The sequence below is a fragment of the Thermoactinomyces mirandus genome, assembly GCF_013868055.1.
GTDB lineage: Bacteria > Bacillota > Bacilli > Thermoactinomycetales > Thermoactinomycetaceae > Thermoactinomyces > Thermoactinomyces mirandus.
Map to the genome: position 1 here is coordinate 12,510 of NZ_JACEOL010000038.1, position 15,367 is coordinate 27,876.

Sequence of the window (15,367 nt, forward strand, 5' to 3'; positions counted from 1 at the left end):
CAAAAACACTTTCTCTTTGAATTGCAGCAAATCCCTGGCAAAGAGAAAAGTGCACACGTATCTCCTCACCTCCGAAGGAGAACGCAAGCAAACAGAAAAGGCAGGTCTCCTGGCTTGTGGATCATCGTCAGGCTCGCCTTCCCATTTCTAAGCGAAACAGTGGCCATCGTGAGCCGTCCTTTCCAGATACAGTGGCGGGGCCGCGCCGGATTCGCACCGGTCTTCCCTCTTTTCTTTCTCCTTGTGGAAAAAGACCTTTTCTTCTATTCACTTCGTTCGTTATCATTATAAAAGAAAGGGGTTTTGGTTGCAATTTTCTCACGGAAGGAGATGTTATTTTGCGCAAGAAATGTTTTTCGTTTGAACTAGGCAAAGAAAACCGTATTATTCGTGGTGATATTCATCTTTCAGGATCTGACCGGCCAGCACCCGTTATCTTGATTTGTCACGGATTTAAGGGATTCAAAAATTGGGGTTTTTTCCCCGTATTGGCTGAAAAATTGGCAGAAGCCGGTTTTATTGCCATTTCTTTCAATTTTTCAATGAACGGCGTAGGAGACGATTTGCAAAACTTTACGGAACTCGAGAAATTTTCGCGAAATACCTTCAGCCGGGAACAGGAAGATATCTCCTTTCTGGTAGAAAAGATCAAACAGGGAAACCTTCCTTTTGCCGAAGCGATGGATCATGAACGCATCGGAATCATGGGTCACAGCCGTGGCGGAGGAAACAGCCTGATCTATGCATTGGATCATCCTGAAAACATTAACGCCGTTACGATCTGGAACAGCATTCACCGTGTCGATTTTTTTGCTCCCGAACTGATCAGCGAAATCGAAAAAAAAGGCGTTGGCTATATTACCAATGCGCGTACCGGCCAGCTTTTGCCCATCAGCCGTGAAGTGCTGGAAGATATCAAACAAAATGATAAACGTTTTGCCATCCTGAACCGGGTGTCCGATCTTCAAAGTCCGCTTTTCATCGTTCAGGGCGGGGAAGATATTCCCGGTTTGATGGAAGGGGCCAAAAAAATAAATGATCGTGCTCCCAAATCCTTATTACATATCATCCCCAGCGCCAATCACACAATGAAAGCCGTTCATCCACTCAAGGAAATGACTCCGGAACTGGAAGAAGCCATTCAGGAAACTGCCGCCTTTTTCAAAAAGCATCTTTGACAGGATTGACGGAAATCCCCTTTTACCCGGATATAATAATGTAAGACGGTTTGAAACTTATTATAAAAGCAGGTGAATGAAATGGAATCACAACATCCATCTTCGCATGATGACACCTGTAATCCTGGTTCCTGTCGAAAAAGCCATCATCCCGAAAAAGTGAAAAATAATCTGATATCAAGGCTGAACCGGATTGAAGGACAGATTCGCGGAGTAAAGAAAATGATCGACAACGATATTTACTGTGATGATATTCTCAATCAGATCGCGGCAATCCAATCCGCTTTAAACAGTGTCGGAAAAATTCTTCTGGAGGGCCACATGCGCAGTTGTGTTGTGGAACGTTTGCAGGAAGGTGATCTGGAAGTAATCGATGAGCTGATGATCACAATAAAGAAATTGATGAAATAGATTCTCACTTTTTATAAAAGCAAACAGGCTGGCTTTTGCCAACCTGTTTGCTCAAGGGGGTCAAACGTTTTGGATTTCTACTTGTTTTAAGTATTTGAGAACATCCGGATCTAGAAAATTTCAAGTCCAATTATTAAATTTTAGTAGTTGATCACCTGGTACAACAACTTGTAGTGTATTTTCCGGTTCTCTATCTATTATAACGTTAATCCCCCCTGAAAAGTTTCGGGAAAAACAAAAAAATAAAATCAATTTTTCCGGATCTTGTCTGCATGGCTAAAACATCACGGATGCACTGTTGCTTTCAAAAATCTTGATAGCCTGTTTTTCTCTCATATATACCAAATAACGTGTATATAGTCTCCACATGATCTGCCAGTCTTCATCCACATCGGACTTGTAAACAATATTGAGCCCCATCGCTTTGGCTTCTTCATATCCAATGACCGAGCCGTGATTTGGATATTTGTCAATATTGATCAAGGTTTCTGCGATCCGCTTTGCTTTGAGCGGATTGTTTTTATGCATGGAACGGCTCAGCCATTTGATTGCCAAACGTTTTGAATGTTCAATCGATTTATGACAAAAATCAATCAATGCGGCGTCAACACCTTGCAAAAAGGGGAGGTAAGCCGAATTGAGAGGTTGTCCATTCACATGTTCTTTTTTGATCATCTCCAGTCCATTCAGAAAAGCCTGGGCTGGCCTGTACTGGTAGCCAAGCACGGTCGGAATGGAAACTTGCGGGTCAATCGGCCCCAGTTCTGAAGTGTTGCTCATCAGAATTTCATCGGCAGACAAACTGATTAACGTCGCGGCGCTTTTGGCAGCCTGCGGCACAACAACCCGAAGGTGCTTCGCTTTGGATAACAGGGTATGCACCAATGTTTCAGCCGCATTGGGATCGCCCCCAGGGCTCTCAATGATCAAATCCACATCGCTTTGATCATCCAGGGATGCAACAATCTCATAAAACGGAGCAATATCTTCCCGGGTGATCGCACTGTCCGGATGAGTCAGATTGGATATATAAACAAGTATCCTTCGCCCCGTAATTTTTTCAAGTTCTTTCATCAACGCTTGCCGTTCATACCGGTCACGGTGAATGGCATGATAGAGTGGACTCTGCTTCGGCATTGGAATTTGTTGTTGATCCATGGAATCTCCTTCTTTATCATTGTTCTTTAAACGGCCGGCCATATAACTTTTCTTTTGACGGCCTGATTCCCATCGCCTCGATATCCTTCTTCAGCTTTAGCAGGGATTTGGCGAAAATTTCAATTTCGTTTTGGGTTTTGTCGCCGGAAGTCAATTCTTTTTTAGCAGTCAGCAAAGTATCCAACATGGCTTACTCCCCTCCTTCTCACAGCTTTATGCTCCCTTTTCAGTATACTATATGCGATCCCTTTTCCAAAAGACCACAGCATTTTGTTCATTCTTTGTTTAATCGTCCCGATCTGTGCTCCTGTGCCAATCTGTTGTTCCCCGGGGACATTTTTGCTAGACTGATTATATTCCATTAAAAAGAGGGAGATTATCAGTGAAGCGAACCGGATATTTAAAACCTCTTCAACATCAGCTTTCCGACCCGATCCATTACGAGCTTAAAGTGGATGAACATACCATATCACTGAACGAACATTTGGGAAAAGAAATGGAAATCCAGTTTCTTGATGAATTGACATGCCAATTTTGCGGCCGGAAAACGAAAAAGTTTTATGGGGGCAACAGTGCCTGTTTTTCCTGTTTCAAAAATTTACCGGATAATGATATTTGCATTATCAAACCGGAACTGTGCCATTTTCATGAAGGAACCTGCCGCGACGGTTCATTTGCCGAACACCATTGCATGAGCACCCATATTGTGTACTTGGCCCTGTCCAGCGAAATTAAAGTCGGTATCACCAGAAAAAACAACCATATCCGGCGCTGGATTGACCAAGGGGCCGTTCAGGCTTTGCCGATTATGGAGGTTCCAACACGAAAAGATGCCGGGGATGCGGAAACTTTTCTGGCGCAGTTTATCAAGGATAAGACCAATTGGCGCAAAATGCTCAAGAACGAAGTAAGCGATGCAAACCTGTACCAGACAAGAAAAGAACTGATCGGCAAATTGCCGAAACACTTTCAGCAGTTTGTTCTTCCGGAAATGGAGATTTATCATTTCAATTATCCGCAAATTGAAGTACCGGACAAGATCAAGTCCTTATCTTTCAATAAAGAACAGGCCATCCGGGGAAGGCTGATCGGGGTCAAAGCACAATATTTGCTGTTTGATACGGGTGTGTTTCAGGTTCGGAAACACACGGGCTATAAGGTTTCGGTTTCAATTTAATCCTTACTAATTTATCCGGCGGAATGGATTTTTAAACCGGTATGGCGGTTCAATCTTTCGTCGTACCCTCCGCCATTTTGGTTTGGTTCTCAGGAAAATCAGTCCTCCCACGATCAGAATCGCAACCAGGGCGTAAAAATGGGTAGCCAATACGAGACCCAAAAGGATCATCGCAATCGTTGTAAGTAATGTGGAAATAAACAGGTAGCGCGTAGCCAGCAGGCTGATCACGTAAACGATGATTCCAAACAAGATGAGCATGGGGCTTAAAATCAACAATGCCCCGGCGGCAACAGACAATCCGTACCCGCCGCGAAATCCCAAAAAAACGGAATACATGCTTCCAACCACAACCAGAATCGCCGCAAGGCAGGCCCCCGGCCAGCCGCCCAAGGCGAGGCCAAACAGGGTAACTGCCATCCCTTTTACCAGGTCAACCACGATCACCAGAAAGATTTCGCGCCGATGTAATGTAAAATGACTGGGTGACCGTCCCAACGCCCACAGATGCAGGGGAAGGGCGCCTGTCAAATAAGCGGCAACCATAATTATCAGAAATTTCACAACCAGACCCTCCTTTCCTCTTCAGTCCCATTTCTTATGCCGGCAAGCGCCGGAATACCAATCCAAAAATCACCGCCAGCCCGGCGTAACCAAACAGGGGATACAAAAACCCCACCAGTGCCGGAAAACCGAACAGGGAGAAGAGATAACCAAGCCCGAAAATGAGTGCCATAATCAATGGCTGGCCCAGATTGAACAGCTGTTTCAAATTTAATGTCAACCCGTATACATTCCCGATCAATGTTGTAAAAATTTCAGCCCACATGATCAGCAAAAAGAAGTATTTTACTCCGGCTCCCAAGGTACTGATTACAAATGCCATCGGGATCTTGAGATGGGATACTTCTGCCCAATAAATTTGCATGGCCGTATTGCAGGCGAAAAGCATGATTCCCAAACCGATACCGCCCATAATCCCTCCCAGTCGGATCACGGATTCATCCGCAATCTTTGAACCAAGCGGAATCAGAACTGCCTGCATCATGGACAAATTAAATGCCACATAAATGATGGCCGAAACAAACCAATGATAACGGGCTGATTCCAGGGAAAAAAATATGTATGCAGACAAATCGGTTTCTTGCAGCGCATGAAGCGCCACCATCCCGATAAACAGGAACATGACCGGCACAACCAGTGAATTGACAGACAAAATTCCATTTATCCCTTTCAATATGACCAGGTAGGAAAATAGCGCCGTAAAAATCACGCCAAAATGAAAGGAAATGCCCAACTGCTCTTCAAACAACGCTCCCGTTCCTGACATCATGGCCGTTGTGACACCAAACAGCATGAAACTGACAAGCCAGTTCATCCATTTTCCCAAGCGCTCTCCAAACAGATAAAAGTTGAAATCCTCATACGATTCGGAGTGCAAACGGCTTCCCATCATTATCATCCGTGTACCGAGCCAGGCAAACAAGCCAACCGCGAGCAAAATCCCCCAGAAGCTGTCCTTTCCAAATGAAGTGAAAAACTGTAAAATTTCCTGTCCTGACGCAAAACCAGCCCCGACCGCTGTCCCGATATAAACAGAACCAATCCGCAAGGCTAATCCTAACTGACGCAACGACAACATGGCCCATATCCCCTTTGTCCAACTGTCAGGACTAGTTTATGAATAAAGGCATAAGAAAAGACCAGCCAATTGGCTGGTCTTTTACCACCATCCGTCGTCTTTGTCATTACCGTTACCGCGGTTATTCCCGCTACCAGTTCCGTCATCAGAGTTATCAGTGCCGCCATCATCAGGGGTGCCGCCGATCGGAGGAAATTTGTCATCATTACCTGGTTCATTCGGATCCTGGTCTTTATCTTTATCCTTGTCCTGATCCTGATTCGGTTCCTCACTTCCCTGCGGGTTCAGAACCACCGTTACCACACCGGATTCTTTTTGATCATCCGGTTTGCTTGTATCAATGGCGATCACTTTATAACGGTAGGTCTCAGGTTGTGGCTGACTGTCTCCTCCGCCAAACATATTTTCAAAGAAGTTACCGGATTTAGGTGGTTGTACCGGATCTTTGTACTGTCCGACATTGCCAGGCAATTCCTTGATCAATTGGAAATCCTGCCCTTCTTTTGCCCGCCATACCTGGAATTTCACACGCGGGTCCTGTGCACCCCATTGCAACAGGATACCATCACTTTGTGCAGTTGCACTCAATTGAGGAGTTTTCAACTCAAACGGCTCTGTCGGCTCTGGCGCATTAAACCGGAATTTTTGCGGCTGTTCCCCTTCCAATGCTCTCTTCATAACATAACCGAAAATATCTGCCGGTGCACTGCCTCCGGTCAAGTAGGTATTTTCCTGTCCCCCCTGGGGATAGAACACATTAACCGACATAACCAGATTTGGTGTATATCCTACAAACCATCCCGCTTGCCCGTCCTGAATGGTTCCGGTTTTGCCGGCTACATCCCATCCGTTGTTCAGGGAAGCCTTTTTCCCGGAGCCATTGGTAATGACATCTTCCAGCATCCGTGTCATCCAGTAGGCCGTTTTTTCACTGAACACCTTTTTCTCTTCGTCACTGATCGGGTTTTTCGGCTCCAGGACCTCGTCACCTCGCATCACTTTCACAATCGTACGGGTATTTTTGTAGGAGCCCTTGTTGGGGAAGACCGAGTAAGCCTGCGCCATTTGCCTGGATGTGACACCATGGCTCAAACCCCCCAATGCAAGCGGCGCATAGCCTTTATCATCGGGTTTCAAATCCAGGCCCAGTTTTTGTCCGTATTCAAAGGCCCGATCCAGGGTAACCTCTCTTAACAGGTGAATCGTCGACAAGTTGAGGGAATTCTCCACCATATAATTCATGGTGACTTCCCCTTTGGGGCCTCCGGAATAGTTGCTTGGATTCCAGTCACCGGCAAAGTCGACTTTCTTGTCTTCCACTTTATAGTATTCGTTGTAATTCAGGTCCTGAATTGCAGGGGAATAAACGGTTAACGGCTTGATGGTTGACCCTGGCTGAACAGGGTCTTCGGTTGCCCGGTTCCGGTACCCCGGCTTGTAATCCCGTCCGCCTCCGATCGCGCGAATCAGACCGGTCTCCGGATCGACCATCGTAATACTTGCATCCGCACCTTCCAATTTTTCGCCACTATTATTTTTAAACAAAGAGTCTTCCTTCAGTGCCTCTTCCACGGCTTCCTGTGCCTTCATATTCAAACCGGTATATATTTTCAAACCGGCCCGTTCAAGTTCTTCTTCATTATAGCCGTAGACTTTATCCAGTTCTTCAATAACAACATCTTTATATGCGTCATATTTTCCGCGTTTAATCAAGTTATTTTCACAGGTCTTACAGGTATCCAGCGGGGTTTGAGCCAGCCGGTCGGCCTCTTCCTGTGAAATCAGGGGTTCCATCACATCGTCAACCGGCATGACCTGTGTCAGGACGACATTGCGGCGTTGTTTCGCCTTCTCCGGATTTTTAACCGGGTTATATTTATTGGGGGCTTTCGGCATTCCGGCCAGCATGGCCACTTCCTCAGGTTTCAATTGCTCTTTCACCGGATCCTTGTCAAAGTAAACCTTGGAAGCCATGCGCACTCCGGCAATGCGGCCTCCAAACCCTATAAAATTGAGATACGCTTCAAGAATTTGATCTTTTTCATATTCTTTTTCCAGGTTCAGGGCGCATCCCAACTCTTTGACTTTCCTTGTGATCGTCTTTTCTGAATCTTCCAGAATAATATTTTTACATACCTGCTGGGTAATGGTACTTGCCCCTTCTGCCGCACCCATGGCGATAATATTTTTTACCACGGCCCGGGACAAGCCTTCAAAGTCCACTCCGATATGATCATAAAAACGCCGGTCTTCGGTTTTTACAAACGTTTTGACCAACAACGGATTTACTTTGTTTAACTCCTTAATATCTGCCCACTCACGCTGTTTGCTTCCCAGCGTGGCAACCAATTGATTATTGGAATCATATAGTTCCGAACTAAACGGCATGTTTCCTTTTTTCATTTTAGCCAGATTATAAGAACCCTGGCTCAGCATAATTGCCGAGCAGCCGCCAACCATCAGCAGCATAGAAGTTATAAGTACCAGGATAACCCACTTCCATGAGATAAAGCGCCGCCATCCGGTCTTTGGAGGTTTTCTGCCGCCACCGGAACGCCTTGAACGGGAGCGGGGGCCTATTCGTTCACTGCGTGAGCGAGGAGGCATCGGATTATAGCCACTCCTCATGCTCACCCTGCGAAAATCATCCATCACTTACCCTCCCAAAACAAACGTACTATTCGAATCATCTTTTTACCCTTTCATCAGGACAAGAACTTTTACACTATTAGACAACAGGGCTTGCCAATTCCTGCTCACTCACTTCTGTGCTATGATAAATAGATTGAAAGGCGGTGAGCGTGTAATGAATGAAAAAGCAGCAATCTTTGCCAGCCGTCTAACCGGAATCATCGCGCTGGGACTTGCCATTTTCTTGTGGAAACCCCTGGGCATAACCGGTCTGATTGGCGGCCTGGTCTGTGCAGGTTTTTGGTTTGCCTTGAGTTGGTACCTGCAGAAAAAGTAAATTGATTCATCCTCTCTACAATACTTACACATTATAACGTAAGTATCAAAAAAAAGATTTGTCATTTTCAAAAAATGTTACAGTAATATTACACTAAACTTATGCTTATTTTACATAAAATCACTCGTTTACAAAACCCCCAGTTACGGGAATCACGGCACCCGTGATAAAGTCGGAATCGGGATGGAGCAGAAAGCGCACAATTCGTGCCACATCTTCCCCTGTACCTGGCCGTCCTGCGGGGGTGCGGGGATCTTTCCGGTTCCGTGCTTCCTTGATCGTTGCTTCTTTAAAAGGATCCCGGATGTCGCCAGGATTTACCATGTTTACTGTAATATGGTGATGAATTTCTTCGGCGGCGAGGGTTTTTGTCAGTGAAACCAGCCCTGTCTTGGCCACGGCATAGGAACCATACCCACTCCAGGCACGAATGCTTTCCGCTTCCGGGAAACCAAAGGTAATGACTCTTCCGCCCCCCTGCTTCCGCATCATCGGAATTACTTCCCTGATCAGATAGAAGACTCCTGATAAATTGCCCGCAATCATTTCCTGCCACTCGTCATCGGTAAAATCAGTCAAAGGGGTGCGTTTGAAGATAAATGGTCCCGCCGCACAAACCAGCGCATCAATTCTGCCCCAGGTTGCTTCAATTTCCTTGGTCATCCTCCGTACATCGGCAACCTGGCTGACATCGCCCTGAATCACCAAAACTTCCCCCCCTCTATTTTCGATTTCCATCCCCAGTTTTTGAGCCGCAGTCCGGCTTTGCCGATAATTGATCGCAATCCGGTATCCGTCTTCAGCAAGTCCTTTGACCACCATTACCCCCAGCCCTTTTGAGCCGCCAACAACCCAGGCCACCGGCTTTTCAAAATGCTTCATCTATCACCCATCTCCTTGTCTGGTCCATTTTTGTGCTCGTCCATAAAATAAATATGAGGAAGTGGTTGATTTTCCATATTATAATATATCTCCAGCCTGGCCGGTTTGATGAAAATCATCTGTAAATCGATAGAACAATCTGTGGATAACCTTTATGAATGAAAACATCTGGTATCCTTTTTGTCAAAAGAAGAAAAATTGAAATCGCTTCAGTCTGACCGGAACCGCTCATTTACGACACCTTTATAAAGCTTGATTAAAACAAGTATGTTAAATTTTATTGGAGGCGACTGTTTTTGGAACGTTTTCTAATGCTTTTATTTGTATTTTCATTTATCTTTATTGAGCGCTGGATGTGGAAATGAACAAAATGCAGACAGCAATAAAAAGATAGAAGAAAAAGCAGCGGAAGAAACGGTCGAAGCGGTCGAACCCAACCAGTCCTGTAAAGAAATCGGATTTTAAGAGAAATCAATTGGATTATGGACACCTGGAATCTGGTTTTGCAACAAAAAAATACGCCCTGCCAGCCTGATCGGACGAATTTTACAAAGTGATGGAACGGGAAGAAAAACGTTTTAATCATATGAGTGATTATTTGGAACAGGAGAGAGGTTTTGAATTCCAGTTGCTTTATAACGGCGTCAACAAAAAGTTCAGGGAAAGGGCCGGTTATATCAAAGATTACAACTTCTACATAACGGACAAGCTCCAGAAAACCGTTTTGGACGGAGCAGATCAGATCCATTCAGAAGTGTTGGACAGGCTGACGAAGAAAAAAGACAAGCTTTATTGAAAAGAAGCCTTGACGGAAAGCAGACTGATTTATGCCGGAAAAACCTGCTTGCTGTACGATTACCCGGAAACAACTCTGCTTCAGGACTTTTGTCAACAGGCCAGCTGCTGTACAGAGAATGAAAAAAAAGGTGGATAACCGTTATGACTCGGCACTTGGTCATCCACCTTTTTTATGTGAACCAATTTCTTCTTACATCAGGAGGTAGTCACAGGCGTTTTTATCATTCTTCTGTAATATAACAACCCTACCATTACCCATACCACCATGAGTATGATGGAAGCCAGACTCAAATGGCCCGGTGACCAGGGAATAACCAGCAATGCGATAAAAGTCAAGCTGATCCCGCTGCCCAGTAATGATAAAAATCTGTCTTTCCTGAGCACAGCTATTTTATAACTGATATAACAGACATAGAAGTAGGCCACAGCCGCCAACAGAGAAGACATATCAACAATATAGATAATGACTTCCCTGCCAAGCCAGGGCGCAATCAAACTTACACCGGTAATGAACCTGATCCCGTTTTCAAATACCCGCTTCTTGTTCCGTTCGCTGTATTTCGCAGGAAACAGCCCATAGTTGGATAAAGCGCCAATCAGCTTGCTGCTGCTTAACATAAATCCGTTAATGCCCCCAATGACCGCTGCGGCAAGCGCAATGACCAGAAGCAGAAAACCGAATTCTCCCAAATGGCTCATCACTGCAGTACCCGCTGCCCACTGCTGCTCAGCTGCTTCATCCGGCGCAAGCGCCAACGCGGTAATAATATTTAACAGGTTGTATAACAGAACACCGGTAAAGATGGAAATGACCGCGATTCTGGTCGATTGTTCCGCTTTGAAATTCAATTCGGTCGTAACCTGCGGAATCACGTCAAAACCAACGAACAGAAACGGAACAATGGCTAAAATCCTGGAAATCTCCCCGAAATCAAGATGACTGTTTTCAACGTACCGGGTCACGAACATCGTGTGATCAGCTTTCAAATACATCATGATGAAAACAATCAGCACGCCCAGCACCAGAAACAGTACCATAATGTTTTGTGCATTGGAACTGGCCCGAATCCCCCTGATATTGATATATGCAAACAGGATGATAATCGAACTGGCAATGATGATGTCCGACAGGAAAACCTGATAACCGGCAACATCATAAAGATAGAGCCATTCTGCCCGCGAACCGAACAATTTCTTGATTACCAGGACAAAAGCGGTGGCATTTAAAGGAACCAGACTGAGATAACAGAGAAGCAATGACCAACCGACAATAAAGCCGTGCTTTCTGCCCAGGTGCTTGAAGGTGTAGGAAAATTCCCCTCCATCTTCGCGATGGTTTTGCTTCATGATATAGTAACCTTTCTGGATCACGGCAACAGTCAGTCCGCCGATGATCAAACCAATCCCGGTATTAATCACGCCTGATTCGGGAAGAAACTTGTCCCCCGGTAAGGTAAATGATCCCCAGCCAACAATGGAGCCTACAACAAGGCATAACAAATCGATCCGGCTTAAACCTTTTCGCATGAACAATAAACCTTTTACCTGAAGTTGTATTCTGTTACTATTTTTTTCCTGTTATTGACTTTGTCATTATAGTATTCATACAGGCACAGACCCAGGAATGATCCGGAAATGTTGCAGGCATTTTTATAACCTGAATTTTGCAAGGCCATTAAAGCGTTGTAGCTTCTCTGGCTGGAACGGCAATGCAAATAAACTGGAACATCGGCTGGAATCTCATTCATTCTTTCCCTGAACTGACTCAACGGGATGTTCACGGCATTTATGATATGGCCCGCTTCATATTCCCGTTTTTCACGGACATCGATAATCACTGCATTATTCGCGACCAACTCTCTTACTTTGGTTACAGGGACCTGTTTGAATCTGCCGTTTAAGATATTCATCCCGACCAGGGCTGCATAGTTCACGACATCCTTGGCGGTGCCAAACAACGGGGAATAGCACAGTTCGAGCTCTTGCAAGTCTTCCAGGGTTCCATCCATCATGATCATCGTGGCAATCACATCAATCCGCTTATCGACGTTTCCTTTTCCGATCGCCTGCGCACCGAGAATCCTGCCTGTCGGCACTTCAAACAGAAGTTTGAAATGGAGCGGATTGCTGTCTGGCATCAAGCCGACTTTGTCCCCAGGAATGACATATACAAAATCATAATCGATTCCTGCTTTTTTCGCGGTTTTTTCATTGAGTCCGGTAGATGCTGCGTTCAAATCAAAAACACGGACAACGGATGAACCGATCACTCCGGTATTCCGGTTTGGAATTCCGTACATATGGTTTGCTGCCGCTCGTGCCTGTCTTTGTGCAGGGCCGGCCAATGTCAATCTTGTTTTCTGGCGGGTAATGCGATGATGAACTTCAATGGCATCACCAACCGCATAAATATCTCCATCGCTTGTCAGATAGTTGTGGTCTACTTTGATGCCACCGGTTTCCCCGATTTCCAGGCCTGCATCTACCGCCAGGGACGTTTCCGGCCTTACGCCGATCGCCATAACTACAGCCTGGGCGGGAAACTGTCTGCCGGATTGAAGTTCAATATGGTCGTCGTAAATTTTTTCAATCCCGTCACTTACAATCAAATTCACGCCATGGTCGATCATTTCTTTATGAAGGATTTGTGCCATATCATAATCAAACGGAGCCATTACCTGGTTCATGGCTTCAACGAGGGTAACATTCAGACCTGCCATCCGCAGGTTCTCGGCTACCTCAATTCCGATAAAGCCTCCGCCAATCACACTGACTTCCCGAACCCCGTTGTTTTTGATATATTTATTCAATTTGTCTATATCTACTACATTGCGTACCGTAAATACGTGAGGACTGTCGTGACCCGGTATTTTAGGCATAATTGGATTGGCACCCGGCGACAGTACCAGTTTGTCATATGCTTCTTCATATTCATTTCCGCTAATCAAATCTTTAACGGTAATGGTTTTCTTTACCCGGTTGATTTTCACAACTTCACTATTCGTGCGTGCTTCAATATTATATTGTGCTTTGAAAACTTCCGGAGACATCAGTACGAGTTTTTCACTATTTTCAACAATCCCGCTTAAATGAAAAGGTAAAGCACAGTTTGAAAAGGAAACATGCGGCCCTTTTTCAAACATGATAATTTCTGCCGATTCATCCAGTCTTCTCGCTCTTGCCGCAACGGAAGCACCTCCGGCAACCCCTCCGACAATCATTATTCGTTTTCCCATCATCCATCCTCCTGTTTCATAATTTTGGTTCAGACATGCATCTGTTTCCTGTTGAAAGGAACGCTACGATTCCTTCAACTCATGGAAGGCCACACTGCAACAGGAATGAGAACCTTCCTGCAGGCATCACAACCATGGTTTTCCTGCACTTGAATATCAGATTCTGTACAAACTGTTTCCGGAATCCATGAAAAAGTGAACCCGGACATTATCCATCGTAACTTGGAACGGCCTGATAATCAAACCAAATCATCAAGAATAATTTTACATCCTGGACGAAAACCGGTAATATATTATCCTTTTATCTTGGGTTTCAACCAACTTGTAACATTGAAGCGAATCAACGCCAAATTTATGGAATCATGTTTAAGCATTGATTTTTTCTTCTTTTAAAACAGTCTGCTTGCAGCATTTGAAATCACGAGTTGGGATCACATTTACTTTTCCTTCATAAAATTTGAGAGCGGAAATGCCACCCAGAATCAATGTTGCCATAAAGACCCATCCTGACAGGGAAAGGTTACCGATTCCTGAGTAAAGCGCTCCGATGTTACAGCCGCCGGCAAGTCTTGCGCCAAATCCCATCAGGAATCCGCCCAGGGCATAATACATGGTGTCCTTGAAGCGGAAGTCAAAATCAAATCTGAATCTTCCCGCCAGCAGGAGAGCAAGGGTTGAACCCAGGATAATTCCGATATTCCGGATCGAACCGTTATCATTCAAGACCCCTTTGTTTGCGGTATCAACGATGTCATTAAATACCGGTGAAAAATCAAATCCCAGGTTGTGGAAAATGGCTACCCCCCACAGATTGAAGGCAGAGGTTACACCCCAGCTTTTTCCCGTTGTATTGATAATGAAAATGAACAGGACAGCCAGCAAAAGTCCGCCTGTAAGGAAACTCCATCGCTCAACAAAAAATTTGTGATAGGTCTGATAGCTGAACAGCTTGAAGCCTTGTTCCTCTTTTAGCGGCTTTTCATTTTCTTCATAGACTGTTTCCTGGTAGTAACCCATTCTCTTTCTGGATTCCTCATATCTTCTCGTTAACACATACAAACCGAGAAGCAGCAGCAACGACAGAAGAACCGTTCCTATATAACCAAACACATCCGGCAGATAGATCCGGGCACCGATTTGCCCCAGATCCGTTTCCAGAATCTGTTTTTGTACGGCATATCCGGGCATACTTCCCAACACAAAGAAGCAGAGTGTAATAAAAGCTCTGAAAAACCCTTCCCCCAGGTCGGTCAAGGTTCCGGAAGCACATCCGCCGCCAAGCATCATGCCGACGCCGAACAGAAACCCGCCAATGACGGTAGCATAGTTGAAAAATATGACCGATGTGGTTCCCGGGATAATGGCATCCGTTGCGGCAGCCCTGAAGGCAGGCACTGCGCCATCGGCCGCCGCCCCCCAATGAATTCCGGCGGCAGCGACGATCGATACGGCAAACATGATTAAAAGCGCTTTCGTCAGACCGCCTTCTCCGGTAAAATAGATTCGTTTGATTCCGCCGGCAAAACCGTATCGGGAACGTGTCAAAACGTAACCCAACAGAACACCGGTAATCAGGTACAGTGTCAGTGAGTCACTGGAATTGCTCAAATATTTCCCGAAAACAGCAATCAGTACAACTAATATAAGTCCGATTATTGGTTGTGTTTTACCAATTTTCATGGAAACCCGCCTCGCTCTCCATAAGATTTCATATGAATCATTTCACATAACTTATACTCCTATAGGTACGGCATAGTATATGTGAAATTACTCACATAATAAAAGTGACTAATCTTTCTACTTTTAGTGGTCACCCCCCTGATATATGAAACATTTTGCTTTATTATGTGATAAGTATCACTTAATCTGTTTTCACCTTTAACTTAACACGATCCAGTCAATATGCCAATACATCCG

Annotated in this window: 15 protein-coding genes and 1 riboswitch; of the genes, 6 read left to right on the top strand and 9 right to left on the bottom strand. The window is 45.1% G+C overall.

Going from position 1 to position 15,367, the window contains the following annotated elements; translation table 11 throughout:
• Window positions 1–82: 82 nt before the first annotated feature.
• A riboswitch (cobalamin riboswitch) is annotated at window positions 83–274 on the bottom strand.
• A 64-nt stretch (window positions 275–338) separates the two neighbouring features.
• Both H2C83_RS12285 and H2C83_RS12290 read left to right on the top strand, forming a co-directional pair.
• Window positions 339–1,178: an alpha/beta hydrolase family protein gene (locus tag H2C83_RS12285; RefSeq protein ID WP_181741165.1), complete on the top strand. Its 840-nt coding sequence runs from the start codon at window positions 339–341 to the stop codon at window positions 1,176–1,178.
• A gap of 81 nt (window positions 1,179–1,259) precedes the next feature.
• Window positions 1,260–1,589 carry a metal-sensitive transcriptional regulator gene (locus tag H2C83_RS12290; RefSeq protein ID WP_181741166.1) on the top strand — a complete coding sequence of 110 codons (330 nt, stop codon included), beginning with the start codon at window positions 1,260–1,262 and terminating at the stop codon, window positions 1,587–1,589.
• Between the two features lie 276 nt (window positions 1,590–1,865).
• Here the strand turns inward: H2C83_RS12290 and H2C83_RS12295 are convergent, their stop codons facing one another.
• Window positions 1,866–2,747, bottom strand: a complete 882-nt coding sequence (locus tag H2C83_RS12295) for an SDH family Clp fold serine proteinase (RefSeq protein WP_181741167.1) — start codon at window positions 2,745–2,747, stop codon at window positions 1,866–1,868.
• A 16-nt stretch (window positions 2,748–2,763) separates the two neighbouring features.
• On the bottom strand, window positions 2,764–2,934 hold the full coding sequence (locus tag H2C83_RS12300; protein WP_181741168.1) for a hypothetical protein: 171 nt from the start codon (window positions 2,932–2,934) through the stop codon (window positions 2,764–2,766).
• Between the two features lie 195 nt (window positions 2,935–3,129).
• Between H2C83_RS12300 and H2C83_RS12305 the strand changes: the two genes are divergently transcribed.
• On the top strand, window positions 3,130–3,924 hold the full coding sequence (locus H2C83_RS12305) for a DUF2797 domain-containing protein (RefSeq protein ID WP_312853914.1): 795 nt from the start codon (window positions 3,130–3,132) through the stop codon (window positions 3,922–3,924).
• A 6-nt stretch (window positions 3,925–3,930) separates the two neighbouring features.
• Here the strand turns inward: H2C83_RS12305 and H2C83_RS12310 are convergent, their stop codons facing one another.
• From H2C83_RS12310 to H2C83_RS12320, 3 genes are all read right to left on the bottom strand, one after another.
• A complete protein-coding gene (locus H2C83_RS12310) occupies window positions 3,931–4,488 on the bottom strand; it encodes a glycerol-3-phosphate acyltransferase (protein WP_181741169.1) in 558 nt (185 codons plus the stop codon).
• A gap of 34 nt (window positions 4,489–4,522) precedes the next feature.
• Window positions 4,523–5,566 carry a YkvI family membrane protein gene (locus tag H2C83_RS12315; protein WP_181741171.1) on the bottom strand — a complete coding sequence of 348 codons (1,044 nt, stop codon included), beginning with the start codon at window positions 5,564–5,566 and terminating at the stop codon, window positions 4,523–4,525.
• 81 nt (window positions 5,567–5,647) lie between these two features.
• Window positions 5,648–8,218, bottom strand: a complete 2,571-nt coding sequence (locus H2C83_RS12320) for a transglycosylase domain-containing protein (RefSeq protein ID WP_181741173.1) — start codon at window positions 8,216–8,218, stop codon at window positions 5,648–5,650.
• Between the two features lie 121 nt (window positions 8,219–8,339).
• Here H2C83_RS12320 and H2C83_RS12325 point away from each other — a divergent pair, with 121 nt between their 5' ends.
• Window positions 8,340–8,534 (top strand): hypothetical protein, encoded by a 195-nt coding sequence (locus H2C83_RS12325; RefSeq protein ID WP_220184149.1) that lies wholly within the window; start codon window positions 8,340–8,342, stop codon window positions 8,532–8,534.
• A 120-nt stretch (window positions 8,535–8,654) separates the two neighbouring features.
• Here H2C83_RS12325 and H2C83_RS12330 read toward each other — a convergent pair whose 3' ends face one another.
• Window positions 8,655–9,416 (bottom strand): SDR family oxidoreductase, encoded by a 762-nt coding sequence (locus H2C83_RS12330; protein ID WP_181741177.1) that lies wholly within the window; start codon window positions 9,414–9,416, stop codon window positions 8,655–8,657.
• Between the two features lie 342 nt (window positions 9,417–9,758).
• Between H2C83_RS12330 and H2C83_RS18165 the strand changes: the two genes are divergently transcribed.
• Both H2C83_RS18165 and H2C83_RS12335 read left to right on the top strand, forming a co-directional pair.
• Window positions 9,759–9,881 carry a hypothetical protein gene (locus H2C83_RS18165; RefSeq protein ID WP_281364158.1) on the top strand — a complete coding sequence of 41 codons (123 nt, stop codon included), beginning with the start codon at window positions 9,759–9,761 and terminating at the stop codon, window positions 9,879–9,881.
• Window positions 9,882–10,002: 121 nt separating this feature from the next.
• Complete coding sequence (locus tag H2C83_RS12335) at window positions 10,003–10,212, top strand: hypothetical protein (RefSeq protein WP_181741179.1); 210 nt, start codon at window positions 10,003–10,005, stop codon at window positions 10,210–10,212.
• Between the two features lie 197 nt (window positions 10,213–10,409).
• Here the strand turns inward: H2C83_RS12335 and H2C83_RS12340 are convergent, their stop codons facing one another.
• From H2C83_RS12340 to H2C83_RS12350, 3 genes are all read right to left on the bottom strand, one after another.
• A complete protein-coding gene (locus H2C83_RS12340) occupies window positions 10,410–11,741 on the bottom strand; it encodes an APC family permease (protein ID WP_181741181.1) in 1,332 nt (443 codons plus the stop codon).
• A 14-nt stretch (window positions 11,742–11,755) separates the two neighbouring features.
• Window positions 11,756–13,450, bottom strand: coding sequence for an FAD-dependent oxidoreductase (locus H2C83_RS12345; protein WP_181741320.1), 1,695 nt, complete (start codon window positions 13,448–13,450; stop codon window positions 11,756–11,758).
• Between the two features lie 366 nt (window positions 13,451–13,816).
• On the bottom strand, window positions 13,817–15,130 hold the full coding sequence (locus tag H2C83_RS12350; protein ID WP_181741183.1) for a YeeE/YedE family protein: 1,314 nt from the start codon (window positions 15,128–15,130) through the stop codon (window positions 13,817–13,819).
• Window positions 15,131–15,367: the final 237 nt, after the last annotated feature.

What these genes read in the sequence shown, in the direction of transcription:
- H2C83_RS12290 (WP_181741166.1), top strand. Translation starts at nt 1,260, where the DNA reads ATGGAATCACAACATCCATCTTCGCATGATGACACCTGTAATCCTGGT.
- H2C83_RS12330 (WP_181741177.1), bottom strand. Translation starts at nt 9,416, where the DNA reads ATGAAGCATTTTGAAAAGCCGGTGGCCTGGGTTGTTGGCGGCTCAAAA.
- H2C83_RS12300 (WP_181741168.1), bottom strand. Translation starts at nt 2,934, where the DNA reads ATGTTGGATACTTTGCTGACTGCTAAAAAAGAATTGACTTCCGGCGAC.
- H2C83_RS12345 (WP_181741320.1), bottom strand. Translation starts at nt 13,450, where the DNA reads ATGGGAAAACGAATAATGATTGTCGGAGGGGTTGCCGGAGGTGCTTCC.
- H2C83_RS12315 (WP_181741171.1), bottom strand. Translation starts at nt 5,566, where the DNA reads ATGTTGTCGTTGCGTCAGTTAGGATTAGCCTTGCGGATTGGTTCTGTT.
- H2C83_RS12350 (WP_181741183.1), bottom strand. Translation starts at nt 15,130, where the DNA reads ATGAAAATTGGTAAAACACAACCAATAATCGGACTTATATTAGTTGTA.
- H2C83_RS12320 (WP_181741173.1), bottom strand. Translation starts at nt 8,218, where the DNA reads ATGGATGATTTTCGCAGGGTGAGCATGAGGAGTGGCTATAATCCGATG.
- H2C83_RS12325 (WP_220184149.1), top strand. Translation starts at nt 8,340, where the DNA reads ATGATAAATAGATTGAAAGGCGGTGAGCGTGTAATGAATGAAAAAGCA.
- H2C83_RS12335 (WP_181741179.1), top strand. Translation starts at nt 10,003, where the DNA reads ATGAGTGATTATTTGGAACAGGAGAGAGGTTTTGAATTCCAGTTGCTT.
- H2C83_RS12295 (WP_181741167.1), bottom strand. Translation starts at nt 2,747, where the DNA reads ATGGATCAACAACAAATTCCAATGCCGAAGCAGAGTCCACTCTATCAT.
- H2C83_RS12340 (WP_181741181.1), bottom strand. Translation starts at nt 11,741, where the DNA reads ATGCGAAAAGGTTTAAGCCGGATCGATTTGTTATGCCTTGTTGTAGGC.